Below are 13,483 nucleotides of genomic sequence, written 5' to 3'. Positions count from 1 at the left end.
GCGGAATTCTATTCTGCGCGTTCGCAGCAAATGAAGATGCCCGCCGCAACGCGGAATGAAATTCCGCGCTACTGCAAAGGTAGCCCGCCCGCCCGGCGTCCCGTACTTTTGCCTGTTCAACCGCGTACCCACCCTTGCTGCCTTACCTTCCCAAGTCGCCCGTATTCTGGCTCCTGCTGGCCTCAGTGCTGGTGCAGCTCTTCTACGCGGCGTATTATTTCTGGCCGTTTGCCCGCCGTCCGGCCGAAGCGCCGGCCGATGCCCCCGGCCCCGACTCCGAGCCGGTGTCCATCGTCGTCTGCGCCCGCAACGAGCTCGATAACCTGCGCCGCCTGCTGCCGCTGCTGTTGCAGCAGGACTACCCCGGCACCTTCGAGGTGGTGCTCATCGACGACCGCAGCCGCGACGAAACCCAGCTCTACGCCCAGCAGCTCACCCAGTACTACCCCGAGAAAGTGCGCCTTGTCACGGTCGACCGCACGCCGGAGGGCTTTGCGCCCAAGAAGTACGCCCTCACGCTGGGCATTAAGGCGGCCCGCCATGCCCGCCTGCTGTTTACCGACGCCGACTGCATTCCGGCCACTAACCAGTGGCTGCGCCTGATGCAGCGCGGGTTTGCCCGCCCAGCGGAGGTGGTGCTGGGGTTCTCGGCCTATGCCGAAGAGCCGGGATTTCTCAACAAGCTCATTCGTTTTGAAACCCTGCTCACCGCTGCGCAGTATCTAAGCTTCGCCTGGCGCGGCCGGCCCTACATGGGGGTGGGCCGCAACCTGGCCTACACCCGCAGCTGCTTTCAGGCTACCAAAGGCTTCGCCTCCCACATCCGGCAGCTCAGCGGCGACGATGACCTGCTGGTGCAGGACGCCGTAAAAGCCGGGCAGCGCGTAGCTGTGGTTGCCGATGCCTCGGCCCACACCCTCAGCGAGCCCGCTGCCACCTGGGGCGCCTGGTGGCGGCAAAAGCGCCGGCATCTGTCGGCCGGGCGCAGCTACCGGCTGCCCGACCGCCTGCGGCTAGGCATTTTTATCATGGCCAATGTGTTGTACTACTTTACCTCCTTTTACCTCGCCTTGTTTCCTGAAAATTGGGTACCTTTGGTAATAGTGTGGGCGGTGCGAACTTTATTTGTCAGTGCCGTGTACGCACGGCTTAGCCGCCGGCTTCAACAAACTTTGCCCGTCGGGTGGCTGCCCTTGCTCGACGTAATTTATTTTATTCAATACCTCGCCTTGGGAATCTCGCTATTCCTTAATCGCACCCTTCGATGGAAGTAAACAACCAGGACGTTCAGAAGCAGTTTTCGGCCAAGGCCAAGCACGATTTCAAGCTGATTCGGGCTGCCGTGGAAAACGGCGACGAGAAGGCTTACGCCGAGCTGATGCACATCTACAAAAAGCCGGTGTATCACGTGGTGCTCAAGATGGTGCGCAACCAGGACGACGCCGAAGACCTCACCATTGAAGCCTTCGCCAAGGCTTTCCGCAACCTGCACAAGTTCAACCCCGAGTACGCCTTCAGCACCTGGCTGTTCCGCATTGCCACCAACAACTGCATTGATTTTATCCGCAAGAATAAAATCAAGACCATGTCGATTGACTCGGCCATTAAAGTCGATAACGGCGACGAAATCACCATCGATTTCCGCGACAACGACCTGAACCCGGTGGAGCACGCCATGCGGAATCAGAAAATCGAAATCATGCGCCTTGTGGTGTCCAAGCTGCCCGACAAGTACCAGCGCCTGGTGTCGCTGCGCTACTTCGACGAGCTGAGCTACGAAGAAATTGCCACCGAGCTCAAAGCCCCGCTCGGCACGGTGAAGGCCCAGCTGCACCGCGCCCGCGAGCTGCTCTATGACATGGTGAAGAACACCAAGCAGATTATCTAAAAGTAAAACGCCCCGGCCAGCCAGCCGGGGCGTTTTGCGTGAAAAGCCAGGCCGGATGGCCTCGCCAAACTTTGTTTGCCGCAACTTTGCGTCATGAACCTTATTCAGCAGTACTTCCCCCAGTTTAGCCCGCAGCAGCTGCGCTTGTTCCGCGAGCTGGAAAGCGAGTTTCTCGCCGTGAACGAGCAAATCAACCTCGTGTCGCGCGCCGATACCGACAACCTCGTGGAGCGGCACTTCCTGCACGCGCTGGGCATTGCCAAGGTGGTTCAGTTTCCCCAGGGCAGCACCGTGCTCGACGTAGGCACCGGCGGCGGCCTGCCCGGCCTGCCCCTGGCCATTGCCTTCCCCGACGTGCAGTTTCACCTCGTCGACAGCATCGGCAAGAAAATCCGGGCCGTGCAGTTCATGGCCGGCGCCCTGGGTTTGCACAACGTCACGGCCGAGCAAGTCCGGGCCGAGCAGCTGCGCAGCAAGTACGACTACGTGGTAAGCCGCGCCGTGGCCCGCCTGGCCATGTTCCACCCCTGGATAGCCCACCGCTTCAAAGCCAAGCCCGCCGCCGGCAGCGGCCTCTACTACCTCAAAGGCGGCGACCTCACGGAGGAAATTGCCGAGTCCGGCCTCAAAGCCACGGTAAGCGACCTGAGCAGCTTTTTCAAGGAAGAGTTTTACGAGACGAAGAAGGTGGTTTTCGTGCCGGCCAAGTAGTATTATACCCTCTGTCATTGCGAGTGGAGGGTAGCGGAACGCGCCAACCGAAGGTCAGCGTAGCTAATCCTCCTCTAACCCTCAGACAGGTCTCAATGTGACTCATAGAAAAGCCCCAATGCCAGTGCTGGCGTTGGGGCTTTTCCAAAATAGAGTTAGTCGCTGAGAGCAGGACGGATTGCTTCGTCCTTCGTCCTCGCAATGACAGAGGCCGTACGCCCTCATCACCTCATCACCTCATCACCTCATCACCTCATCACCTCATCACCTCATCACCTCATCACCTCATCAGCACATCACCCCGGTACCTGGGCCGTCAGGAACTCCACGGCCCGGCGCTCGGAGTAGTACTCGCCATCGGGCGGGCCTTCGGGGAAGCCGACGTGCCCGCCCGCTGGCGGTACTGATGGGGGTAGAACAAAAAGGACAAAATCTTACCTTAAACAAAACTGAAAAAAAACAGGCAAAAACCGCCTTGGCTGGCTAAAAACCGGCTTTTTAACCTTTCTCAGAGAAAAACTGAGAAAAAACGGAAAGGACAAACGCTTGTGCCCAGCTTGGATTTTGCTTGGACTGGCAGCCGTGGTAAGGTGCGAAACCAGCCCTTAACCTACAGGAACCACCATTGAACGGCCCAAACTCGGGCCTTTAATGGTGGTTTTTGTGCGTTTTAAAGCACTCTCAGCCCTACTTGTGACTGTAGCTCCATGAACTGAGCACGGAGTTCGTCAATATCAGCACGGCTACGGGAAACCTCTTTAACCAGGTCATACGCTGGGTTTGCAAACTGCCTTGATAAGCGGCCAACAGCTATCCACACTTCCCTAACGTCCCTTCCATCTATGAATTGGGTGGGATAAGCAGGATTATCAGACAGTATGGTGACCTCGCCCCGGTCACTAAGCCTGTTTAGCAGGCGTTTAACCAATAGCCTTTCCTCTGTTACAATGACGTGGACATAGGTATCACGAATGTCATTGGCCCATTGCTCCACATAGCGGCATATTACCCAGTCACCTTCATACAATGTGGGCAACATAGAGTCACCAGCTACCTGAAATGCTCTGAAAGTGCCGTTTTTGAACGCTCTGTCAGGCAGTGAGAACGCGGGCAGCTCTCGCACAAATTCACGCTCAGTAAAGCCACCGGCCGCATAACCAGCCGCAGCACGGGTGCTGACAAGTGAAATGTTGTCGTTACCGCTCGCATCAACTGTGGTGACTAGTACACGCAAGTTGTCATTGCTGGCTTCTTTAAAATTTGTCCCTTTCGTTTTCTCCTTTCCGCTTGGGGATGGGTTTAGGGATGGGTTTGGGGATGGGTTATTAGAGACACTTACCGCCATATGCGGTCTGAACATGTCCCCTTCTCCTGTGTGAAACCAGTGTGCAGAAACTTGTTTTGCTCCAATTAGAAGCGTGACAACCTCAAAGGGTACTTCACGGCGGCCTTTTTCAATGTTGCTTAAAAAAGACCGCGAAACATTGATTAGAGCCGCAAAAGCTTCTTGATTAAGCCCTAACGCCTGTCGGACTTGGAGCAACCGCGTACTTAGCGGGCTTATATTTTCTGGCTTTTGCTCCATTTTGAAAAATATTTTGCTCCAAAAGTTGCCATTGCTCCTTTTTGAAACGTAGATTTGCCGACCCTAACCAATCAGTTAGGCCGCAAATATGACGACTAGCAAGCAAACTCGCTCAGCTGAGCTTAAGAAATATGGGATTACCCTGAACTACTTGGCCAATTTGGCTAAGCGCTCAGAATCCTATGTGAAGCAATGGTCAGCCGGTAATGAGAAAAGCCCGCACCTCGACAGGGTAGCAAATGGCTTGATTGCCCAGCGTAAGAAGGAACAACAACAAGCCGCTGGCTAAGGGAATGCAGCTGATTAACTCAATCATCTATGTTCCATTTGATAGCCTAGTGAGCCTTGGGGTTCCTGAAGGCACCATCAAATATGGAATTGCCGCACACCGGGCCGGTAAGGCTCAGTCGTGGGCTAACATGCCAGACCCGGCCGATAAGCGGCGGGTGCTGGTAGCCTATGACTCCATACCACCGGCAACGCGGGCAAAGCTTCCGGCTAAGTCTGCCCTGCTACAGCAGTTGGCTGATAAGACACGGGAAGCAACAAGTGCTGCTGATGCCCTGGCTGTGCGTATGGTGCTGCCCGCTGTGCCCAAAGCTGACTTAGCGGCCCTGCGTGGGTTCCGCATTGAGCGTGAGCTGACCGATAAAAGCACGGGGGAAGTACTCACTAAAGAGCTAAGCGGACTCCCTGAAGACAAAATCAAAGCTTACGGCATGGCTTGCCGGTGGCTGGCCCTGCTGAGTGATGAGAAGTGGAAGAAGAAGGCCGAACGGGTTAAGCTCAGCCCGGCTTTCGCAGCAATGCCCGCTTTTATTGCTGCCTGTGTGGACTTGTTCACTGAAGATGGGGTGAAGCTTCCCACCAATTACAGCAAGCTTCAGGCTAAGCTACGGGAGTACAAAGAGCAAGGGGCCGCGTGTCTGGTAAGCAAGTCCTACGGCAACACCAACACCCTGAAAGTGGGGCATGATGAGCTGGAATACTTGATTAAGCTGTATTCGGACGCTCGTAAGCCCAGCTTTGAGCTGGTTACGGCTTGGTATAATGAAGCGGCTGTGCGCCGTAGGGAACTCGGGTTGAACCCCTGGCCTGAAATCACCAGCGGAACCACCAAAAAGCGGCTGCTGGCACCTGATGTGCAGCCGAACTGGTATCTGCCCCGTCACGGGTTCGCAGCATGGAAAGCGAAGTATGAATACACCATGCTTTGCTACAAGCCCACCCAGCGTGACGTTCAGTGGGTAATTGATGGCACGAAGGTCAACAAACGCTACCGCACAGCTAAAGGCACGTCTGCTAAGCTGAAAGTGCTAGTGGTGATGGATGTGGCCACTGACTATTTCTTGGGTTGGGCCTTCGCGGAAACCGAAGATTCACGGGAGGTGGCAAAGGCCGTTCGGATGGCACACCGCCGCGCGGGTGGTGTGAAGCCGCTACAGTTTCTCTATGATGGTGACTCGGCTAACCTGTCCTTTTTCAAGGGTGTCGGTGGCCTGCACTACAAGGCAATGCCGCACAATGGCCAGTCTAAGACCATTGAAGGTGCTTTCGGGCGGCTGCAACAGCAAATCATGCGGGCTGACAAGAACTTCACTGGCCAGAACATCACGGCCAAGGAAATCAACAGCCGCGAAAACCTTGATGACTTCAAGGAAAAGGATTTGCCCACCCTGGCTGAGTGTATAGCCCAAGCTGAATTTGAGCTTCACGTTTGGAACAACTACAAAGGCTCCAAAGGTGACCGGCTCTCCCCTAAAGAGCTGTATGAAGCCAGCCAGAATGGTGATACGGACTTCATGACGCCTGAAGACGAAATGGAAGCGTTCTGGGTGTGGAATGACCGCCCCATTACCTACCGCAAAGACGGGCTACGGTTCAAAAAGCAGGGTGTAGAAACCGTGTTTGAGGTGGTGAATGAAGTAGCCACTGACTTCCCCGGTGTCACCCAGCGGGTGCCGGACATGGACTTTCACAGTGCCTTTGTCGGCCAAGAATTCTGGGTGAAGTACGACCCTGAAAACCCAGCCGGTGGAATCGGGCTGTTCGTGGGTGCCGATAAGCGCTTCATTGGTTTTGCCCACCCGAAACAGGCAATGCCTCGGGCACAAGCTGACTACAAAGCAGGTGACCGGGATGCCATACAGGTTCGCTTAGTGGCCAAAAAGGAGCAAGCGGGCCGCATTGTGAACCGACAAGCGGACATAGCAGACCGCTTTGACGCTGAAGAACTCCTAAAGTTTGGCCAGAATCGGTGGTGGGGAAAAGATGTGGAAACCGCCGCTGAAGAAGACTTCATGAAGGAACAAGACGTGGCCAAAGCACCACGCCGCCTTCCCGCTCGGGCCGCTTCACCAGCCACCGTGGCCAGCCCTGCCAGCAGCTCAGCCAATCACGCTTCTAAATCCGACTACCTGAAGCGCATAAGCTTCAACGAAGACTAAAAAAACGGCCACCACGGGTGCAACCGTGGTGGCCAATACCAACCCCAAACCAACCCTTTTACAACACAAAAGTATGTTAGAGTCACACAAATCCTTAATTGCCAAGGAAGCTGCGGCCTACCTGAGCAGCCACCAAGACGTTAGCGCGGGCAAGCTGGCTGGCCTATCCGGTGTAAACCCGTCTTACCTGTCCTATATCCTGCGTGGTGAATGGAATGCCTTCCCGATTAAGGGAGGCAAGGCTACCACCCAGATTGGAGACACCCACTTCCTGAAGCTTCAACACTACCTGGGCTTGACCTTGGAAGTGTTTGAAACCAAGCCCTTCATTGATATTCACTTTGCCTTGGCGCAAGCCAAGCAAAATGCGGGCTACAGCATCATTGACGGGAATACGGGCCAAGGCAAAACCTTTGCCGTGACTGAGTTTCAACGCCAGCACCCGGCCGGAACCTACGTGGTGAAGTGCGCTAACTCTATGACACCCCGAATGATGGTGCAAGCCATTGCGGTAGCCGTTGGGGTGCTGCCTGTAGGCGACAACAACACCATTCTTGCCGCTGTGGCCGTGAAGATGTGTGCTACGCCTTATGCGCTGCTGATTCTTGATGAATCGGAAGTGATGATGAAAAAGCGGCTGGCTATCGGGTTCATCAAAGACCTGTATGACCGGGTAGAAAACCGGGCTGGCATTGTCATCATGGGTGCGAATGACCTGCTGGCTACGATGAAGGCACGGGCCGCTAAGAACATTGAGTCTTTCCCCCAAGTAGTGCGCCGCTTTGGTGCAGAACCCGTGATGCTGGCCAGCGGCATTGACCGTGATGACGCGGTGGCTATATGCAGCACCTACGGAGTGACTACCACCCGCGAAGTGACGCAACTGATTGCACAGTGCGAGAACTACGGCACCCTTTTCAGCACCCTCAAAAAGCGCAAGAACGATGCTGAAGCCCTTAGCTAATCTCACCATGCAGGCTACCGAAACCCAGCAAGGATGGGCACAGCCCACCAACGCCAACGGCTGGCACTACTACCGCTTCAGCGGTGAAGCCACGGGCGAAGAAGTCAGCTTGTGTGGCCGCTGGGGTGCTGCTGGGGTGCAGCCTGAAGACCTATACGACAAGAACCACGGGTGCGCTGACCACTGCCAGAAGTGCCAAGCCCTACGAATCAAGACAACCTTTTAAAGTCTGTTTAAAGAATGCCTAAAGTGAAAGTAGCGCCCGAAAAGCGGGCGGTGAAGCGGTCGGTATCGATGCACGATGTACTGAACAACAAGTACAAAATGCTTGACCTTGACCCCGAATGGCGCAAGTACATTGGCCACCCCCAAGAGAACTTCAAGATGATAGTTTATGGGGAAAGCGGTGGGGGCAAGACAACGTTTGTGATGCGCCTGTGCGTGGCCCTGACCAAGCTGGGCAAGGTCTACTACAACAGTGCTGAAGAAGGGGAAGGGGCCACCATCCAAGCGGCTGCCCAGCGGTGCAACGTGAAAGAGCTGTGTGCAAAGGGTTCCTTCATGCTGGGTGACCGGGACAGCTTTGATGACATGGTGTACAAGCTCAGTCAGAAGCGCTCGGCACCGTTCGTGGTGCTAGACTCGCTGCAATACATGGAGCTGAAAGAAGCTCAGTTTAAGCAGCTGGTAGAACTGTTTAAGCGCAAGGTCTTCATTGTGATTAGTTGGTCTAAGGGCGCTTCGCCTAATGGCAAGGTGGCTCGGGCGGTCGAATACATGGCCGATATAAAGACCTACGTGAGCAACGGCAAGGCTGTCAGCAGAAGCCGGTTTGGCCCAACGGAACCCTACGAAATCTACCCGCCTCGGCAAGTGGAGGTGAAGAAGAAGGGAAGGCCAGCCAAAGCCAAGGCAGCACCCGAACCAGAGCTATTCAGTGAAGATGGGGAAGCTGAAGAAGAATAGTTCGACAGCGAAGCGCACCACGCTTGGGGTGCGCTTCACCCTTCACCCTCGGGAGCAACACTGTCTGAAGACAATGCTTGAGGAAGTAGCCAACATGAAAGCAGCCACCGACCTAAACGACTTCGGGCGGCTGATGACCGAAACAGGGCGAAGGCAAGCCCAAGAATGGCTGACACGGCGGGCTTTCCTGCTAATGCCGCTCAGCAAAGAACACCGCTTCACCATGTCGCTAGCTGAAGCCTTCGCCTTGGAAGTGCTGATATGGAATGAACCGGGCTTAGAGCTAAACGGCACCCTGCACCGCCTTTTTCTTGACCTACACGCAGTCTTAACCGCTACGATATGAGCCACGCACAACAAATCAAAGAACAAGATGCTACCACCCGCGCCCGCTTGCTCGGGTTCCTGGGTGAAGAGGAAAGCTGGGTGACTGAGCTAATAAGTGACCTGGGAAATGATTGGCTGGAAAGCCTGTATGGCACCGCCCGCGCCCGTGAAAGAGCTGCTTACTCAAAGGAGTTTTGGGCTTGGTGGAATAACCAATGGGCAATCACTGATGCCAAGCTGAGTGCCCGGCTTCGGGTAGATAAAGCCGGTGTGATGCACTACAGCCGTGACGCTAACCACACGGGCTTCATTCACTCCCACGGCGAGTTTCAAGCCTTCTACGCTGTGCATCACCAACTACAAATAAACCGCTTAGCGGTGCCCGCTGAACTCGCTGCCCGCTGGGTGGCAACTGGCCAGAAACCCCAATAACATCACCTGCACCTATCATGAAAATACAGAAAAACAACCCCGTTTTAAACCCTTCGCGGGCAGAGTTTAACCAGCATTTAAAGCCCTGCCCTTTCTGTGGTAAAAAGGCCCGGTTGACCAACAGGCTTGCCGACTCCTACACCGTGGAATGCACCAGTTGCCTTGGTCAAAACGAAGGTGACACCATCGGTGGTGACGGGGTGGTAGCAGACCACCGAATAGCTATGGCAGATGCCGTGGAACAGTGGAATACCCGCGCTTAATCTCTCACCTTTTTTCATAAAACCCCATGCCAAAAGAGAAATACCCCATGACCCATGAACAGTATAACGGGCTGTTGATAGGTCACATTGACGAAGTAAAAGATGCCTTTAGAGAGCGACAAAGGCAGCTTGACAAGTTCGGCCCCCAAAATCGCACACCTACAGAGTGGTTTCTGATTCTCTCAGAAGAAGTTGGTGAGGCTGCTAAAGAGTGTGTAGAAATGCAGTTTGACGATGCGAACCACCCACACGCAGACCCAGACCGCTACTACAAGGAGCTAACAGAAGTAGTGGCCGTGGGCCTCGCAGCAATGCAGAACTACAACCAACGGAAGCGGGCCGCTAAAGCCGCACAGCAATAACCTTTTTCAACCTTCTTACCCAACATTCAACATGGCAACTGTAGCCGAACAACCCACCACCAAAACTCCCCGCAAAGCCCGCAAGGAAACGGCACATGAAAAGGCCGCTCGGCTCCTTGAAAGCTATGCCAGCATTGCGGCCAAGATTGCCAAAATCAAGGAAAGTGCCCAGAGCAAAATTCAGCCTTATGCTGATGCTTTGGCTGACGTTTTTCAGGAGCTTAAAGAAGTGGCTGAGCAAAACACCACGGCACTTTTTGGAACTGCCAAAACCCTTGGCTTAGAGTTTGGCACCATTGGCTTCAAGCTTGGTGACAAAAAGCTAATCCTGCCTGAAGAACTGAACCAGAAATGGTACATGCAAACGGTGAAAGACCTAGTGCCCGGTGCTGTAGAAGAGAAGGTGAACGATAAGAAGCTGATTGCTGCCCTTGCCGTTCTGCCCGACCTGCAAGCTGCCTTGGCTAAGCGCTCAATTGAGGTGGTACAGCCAAACAACTTTTTTATCACACCTAAAAAGCAAATAAAAAAGTCTGCTTAACCACACTCCTATGCTATGAAAACAGGCCACAAAACGCAGGTAACCAGCGGGGTTCACGAAGGCCAGCAGGCCGAAATAAAGGAGCCTCACCCGGACTTTACGGGCTTTTATAGGTGCTATATCGGACAATCAGCGGCCGATATAGAAGCGCAAAAAGAGAATAAAGCACCTGAAAACGTGGCTTTGCTTCACGAAAACCAGCTCTTACAATCCGCTGAATAACCAATAAGCCCACCACGGGTGCCCTGTGGTGGGCTTTTTTACTGCCTTGTCATGAAAAGAATAAGAGCCTTTGAAAGAATTAGAACCGAGTACCCAAGCGGGGTGCTTACCTGTGACGTGGTGTTGCCGCGAAGCCAGCGGCCCGAGAAGCAATACGGCACTGCGCTTACCCTTCCGGCTGTGTTGGATTCCGCTGGCCAGTATGATACCGATGCGGTAGAGCTGGCACCGGGCATGATATGGCGCACTTGCATCTTTCGGCTTTATCAGTGGCGCAAAGATGCTTTAGGGGTGAGTGCAGAACCCTATGAAGTGGCCCGTTTTTCCTTTCTGCCGAGTGATTGGCAGACCCCCTTAAGTCTGTGCCGCCAATTGGTTTCTGAGTTGAACAACGGGCAGCTTTCCGACACTGCCCGGCAAATCAAAACGATATGCAACAGCTGATAGCACCTTGGCAGAACCGGCGGCTTCACCAGCTCATAAACCAGCACAACATTCAGCCCGACGAAAAAGCCGCCTTGGTCAGAGAGTTTAGCCGCTCGGGTGCTACCAGCTCTAAGGAGCTGGCTTATACAGAAGCCACCAAGCTTATTCAGCACCTGGAACGGGCGGGTGGTGGTACGGGTACTGAGTCGGAATTCGACACCCTAAACCGGATGCGGGGAAAGCTGCTGAGCATGGCCCACGAAATGCGGTGGGAACACGCTGATGGTTCNCGAAAGCGCGTCACCTCTTTGTCGAGAAACAGCTTCTTGCCTTGCATCTTCCCTCTACGAAAACTGGTTCTGCAACAGCCACGAGGGTTTCTCCGGTTCACTTCCTTACCTTCCCGTTTCAACGCTCCTTTATCCTCCCCCTCCGCATGGATTACACGGTATCCCCGGAAAGAGCCGCCCTGTTGGCTGAAAAATTCTTTGAGTTCAGCTTCGACGGCCGCAAGCCCGACCGGGCCTTCTTCGACACCATCACCAACCCGGTGGAGTTGCACCTGATTGCCGGCAACTACAACTGGGACGACGGGGCCAAGGTCTTGACGTGGATAGTGGACAGCCCCCGCTGCGACAAGGCCACCGCCGTCATGCTGTTTTGGCACGCGCAGCCAAGTTATTACACACGGTTCTCCAGCCAGAAAGAGGCAGAGTGGGACAAGGACGTATTCCGGCTGCTGCGACGCATCCTGAAAAATGTGACCTCGGGTTTCTACCAAACGGCCTTGATTGCTTACGACCCGCGGACGGACCCCAAAGCAGAGGGGGTGGACGAAACCGACCCGAAGGCCAAGTGGACCATTCCGGACGTGCTCAAGCAGCCCGTGGCGGGCCCCCTTGTGGTCGAGCTGGAGTAAGGGCCTTACCCTCGTTCAGGAAAACGGTCCGAAGGTAAACGAGGCGACAGGGTTATGGTGACTTACGGGCCTGTGCTAACTGACGAGCATAGCTTCCCTTCCATTCCAGCGTGAATTCCCATCCCAGGGTGCCGCCACGCAGGTCCTTCCGGCGCACGATGAGGCCATGCGTCGAAGTAGCATAGTGAGGTGGTCTAGGCAGGCCGGACAGAAGAAGGACGTATATTTCTTCTGTTATGACAGCAAAAACCAGCGGGGCGTCGCCCGACAAACGGCGCAAATACGACGAGGCATTCAAGGCCGAAGCCTTGCGCCTGGCCAGCGAGAGCCGCAGCACGCAGGCTGCGGCCCGGCAGTTGGGCATCAGCCCCAAGCTGCTTTACCGCTGGCAGCAAGCGCAGCTCGTGGCTGAGGTGGGCAGTGAGGAAGTGGCCCGCGACCCGGAAGTACGCGCCCTGCGCGCCCGGCTGAAGCGGGCCGAGCAGGAGCTCGACATTTTAAAAAAAGCCTTGGTCATCTTCGGCCAGCCGACCCGGTGAGCACCTACCAGCACATCGCCGAGCGGGCCGCTCAGGTGCCCGTCCGTCAGCTCTGCCACACGTTGCGCGTGGCCCCGGCCGCGTACTACGCCTGGCAGTGCCGCCGGCAACAGCCGACGGCCGAGCCGGCCTGGCAAGTGGCCGTGCGCGAAGCGTTTGCTTATCACAGCCAGCGCTACGGCACGCGCCGGCTGCGCGTCGAAGTGCAGGCCCAGGGCCATGCCGTCGGCCGCTGGCGCATCCGCCGCGTGCTGCAGGCGCACGGCCTGCGCGCCCAACAGCCCCGCTCGTTTGTGCCGCGCACCACCGACTCGGACCCGGCCGTGCGCGCGGCCCCCAACCGCTTGCTCGGCCAGCCGGCCCCGGTGGCCCCGAACCGGGTGTGGGTGGGCGACATCACGTACTTGCCCCGCCAGGGCGGCGGCTGGCTTTACCTGGCCGTGTGGCTGGACCGTTGCTCGCGCAAGATTGTGGGCTGGGACGTGCGCGACACCATGCCCGAAGACCTGGTCAGCGAGGCCTTGCGCCGGGCCCTGGTGGTGCGCCGGCCCCCGGCCGGGCTCATCGTGCACTCCGACCAAGGCAGCCAGTACACGGCCACCCGATTCAAAGACCTGGTCGCCAAACACGGCGCCCGGCAAAGCATGAGCCGGCGCGGCAACTGCTACGACAACGCCCACGCCGAATCGTTTTGGAGCCGCTTCAAGGCCGAGTTACTCGACGGCGGCAGTTTTCCCGGCTTAGCCGAAGCCAAGCTCGAAATCAGCCACCACATCGCCTACTACAACGCCGAACGGCGCCATTCTGCCCTCGGCTACTGTTCACCCAACCACTTCGAAAACCACTTGCAAATCATGTCCCAATTGTGTCCGGCTTAGCTAGACCACCTCA

The 13,483-nt window shown here is 55.9% G+C and carries 20 protein-coding genes; 19 read left to right on the top strand and 1 reads right to left on the bottom strand.

Annotation, left to right across the window (positions count from 1 at the left end; all coding sequences use genetic code 11):
• Positions 1-134: 134 nt before the first annotated feature.
• The 4 genes from ABD919_RS07565 to ABD919_RS07550 all read left to right on the top strand — a co-directional run bounded on the left by ABD919_RS07565 (position 135) and on the right by ABD919_RS07550 (position 2,947).
• The gene (locus ABD919_RS07565; RefSeq protein ID WP_345235336.1) at positions 135-1,274 is read left to right on the top strand and encodes a glycosyltransferase; all 1,140 of its coding nucleotides are present in this window, start codon (positions 135-137) and stop codon (positions 1,272-1,274) included.
• Positions 1,265-1,888 carry an RNA polymerase sigma factor gene (locus ABD919_RS07560; RefSeq protein ID WP_345235335.1) on the top strand — a complete coding sequence of 208 codons (624 nt, stop codon included), beginning with the start codon at positions 1,265-1,267 and terminating at the stop codon, positions 1,886-1,888. The genes ABD919_RS07565 and ABD919_RS07560 overlap by 10 nt, the downstream gene beginning before the upstream one ends.
• A 93-nt stretch (positions 1,889-1,981) precedes the next feature.
• Complete coding sequence (gene rsmG / locus ABD919_RS07555; RefSeq protein ID WP_345235333.1) at positions 1,982-2,599, top strand: 16S rRNA (guanine(527)-N(7))-methyltransferase RsmG; 618 nt, start codon at positions 1,982-1,984, stop codon at positions 2,597-2,599.
• Positions 2,600-2,800: 201 nt separating this feature from the next.
• Entirely contained in the window at positions 2,801-2,947 is a 147-nt protein-coding gene (locus tag ABD919_RS07550) for a hypothetical protein (protein ID WP_345235331.1), read from the top strand.
• Between the two features lie 322 nt (positions 2,948-3,269).
• On the opposite strand, the gene ABD919_RS07545 is transcribed toward ABD919_RS07550, so the two are convergent.
• On the bottom strand, positions 3,270-4,184 hold the full coding sequence (locus ABD919_RS07545) for an XRE family transcriptional regulator (protein WP_345235329.1): 915 nt from the start codon (positions 4,182-4,184) through the stop codon (positions 3,270-3,272).
• 88 nt (positions 4,185-4,272) lie between these two features.
• On the opposite strand from ABD919_RS07545, the gene ABD919_RS07540 reads away from it, so the two are divergent.
• The 15 genes from ABD919_RS07540 (at position 4,273) to ABD919_RS07470 (ending at position 13,470) form a co-directional block, all read left to right on the top strand.
• Positions 4,273-4,473: a hypothetical protein gene (locus ABD919_RS07540; RefSeq protein ID WP_345235327.1), complete on the top strand. Its 201-nt coding sequence runs from the start codon at positions 4,273-4,275 to the stop codon at positions 4,471-4,473.
• A gap of 4 nt (positions 4,474-4,477) precedes the next feature.
• Positions 4,478-6,631, top strand: coding sequence for a hypothetical protein (locus ABD919_RS07535; RefSeq protein ID WP_345235325.1), 2,154 nt, complete (start codon positions 4,478-4,480; stop codon positions 6,629-6,631).
• Positions 6,632-6,659: 28 nt separating this feature from the next.
• Positions 6,660-7,595: an AAA family ATPase gene (locus tag ABD919_RS07530; RefSeq protein WP_345235323.1), complete on the top strand. Its 936-nt coding sequence runs from the start codon at positions 6,660-6,662 to the stop codon at positions 7,593-7,595.
• The gene (locus tag ABD919_RS07525) at positions 7,576-7,821 is read left to right on the top strand and encodes a hypothetical protein (protein ID WP_345235442.1); all 246 of its coding nucleotides are present in this window, start codon (positions 7,576-7,578) and stop codon (positions 7,819-7,821) included. Before ABD919_RS07530 ends, ABD919_RS07525 begins: the two co-directional genes overlap by 20 nt.
• Positions 7,822-7,835: 14 nt before the next feature.
• Positions 7,836-8,561, top strand: a complete 726-nt coding sequence (locus ABD919_RS07520) for a hypothetical protein (RefSeq protein ID WP_345235321.1) — start codon at positions 7,836-7,838, stop codon at positions 8,559-8,561.
• A 73-nt stretch (positions 8,562-8,634) separates the two neighbouring features.
• Positions 8,635-8,907, top strand: a complete 273-nt coding sequence (locus tag ABD919_RS07515) for a hypothetical protein (protein ID WP_345235319.1) — start codon at positions 8,635-8,637, stop codon at positions 8,905-8,907.
• Positions 8,904-9,320 carry a hypothetical protein gene (locus tag ABD919_RS07510; protein ID WP_345235317.1) on the top strand — a complete coding sequence of 139 codons (417 nt, stop codon included), beginning with the start codon at positions 8,904-8,906 and terminating at the stop codon, positions 9,318-9,320. Before ABD919_RS07515 ends, ABD919_RS07510 begins: the two co-directional genes overlap by 4 nt.
• A gap of 17 nt (positions 9,321-9,337) precedes the next feature.
• The gene (locus ABD919_RS07505) at positions 9,338-9,583 is read left to right on the top strand and encodes a Lar family restriction alleviation protein (protein WP_345235315.1); all 246 of its coding nucleotides are present in this window, start codon (positions 9,338-9,340) and stop codon (positions 9,581-9,583) included.
• Between the two features lie 26 nt (positions 9,584-9,609).
• On the top strand, positions 9,610-9,945 hold the full coding sequence (locus ABD919_RS07500; protein WP_345235313.1) for a nucleoside triphosphate pyrophosphohydrolase family protein: 336 nt from the start codon (positions 9,610-9,612) through the stop codon (positions 9,943-9,945).
• Between the two features lie 31 nt (positions 9,946-9,976).
• Complete coding sequence (locus ABD919_RS07495; protein WP_345235312.1) at positions 9,977-10,486, top strand: host-nuclease inhibitor Gam family protein; 510 nt, start codon at positions 9,977-9,979, stop codon at positions 10,484-10,486.
• A gap of 15 nt (positions 10,487-10,501) precedes the next feature.
• Positions 10,502-10,708, top strand: coding sequence for a hypothetical protein (locus tag ABD919_RS07490; protein WP_345235310.1), 207 nt, complete (start codon positions 10,502-10,504; stop codon positions 10,706-10,708).
• Positions 10,709-10,759: 51 nt separating this feature from the next.
• Positions 10,760-11,152, top strand: coding sequence for a hypothetical protein (locus tag ABD919_RS07485; protein ID WP_345235308.1), 393 nt, complete (start codon positions 10,760-10,762; stop codon positions 11,150-11,152).
• A 418-nt stretch (positions 11,153-11,570) separates the two neighbouring features.
• Positions 11,571-12,053, top strand: coding sequence for a DUF4274 domain-containing protein (locus ABD919_RS07480; protein WP_345235306.1), 483 nt, complete (start codon positions 11,571-11,573; stop codon positions 12,051-12,053).
• A 236-nt stretch (positions 12,054-12,289) separates the two neighbouring features.
• A complete protein-coding gene (locus ABD919_RS07475) occupies positions 12,290-12,592 on the top strand; it encodes a transposase (protein ID WP_345235304.1) in 303 nt (100 codons plus the stop codon).
• On the top strand, positions 12,589-13,470 hold the full coding sequence (locus tag ABD919_RS07470) for an IS3 family transposase (protein ID WP_345235302.1): 882 nt from the start codon (positions 12,589-12,591) through the stop codon (positions 13,468-13,470). The genes ABD919_RS07475 and ABD919_RS07470 overlap by 4 nt, the downstream gene beginning before the upstream one ends.
• Positions 13,471-13,483: the final 13 nt, after the last annotated feature.

The organism is Hymenobacter saemangeumensis, from assembly GCF_039541835.1.
GTDB lineage: Bacteria > Bacteroidota > Bacteroidia > Cytophagales > Hymenobacteraceae > Hymenobacter > Hymenobacter saemangeumensis.
This window is presented reverse-complemented; position numbering and strand designations above follow the sequence as displayed.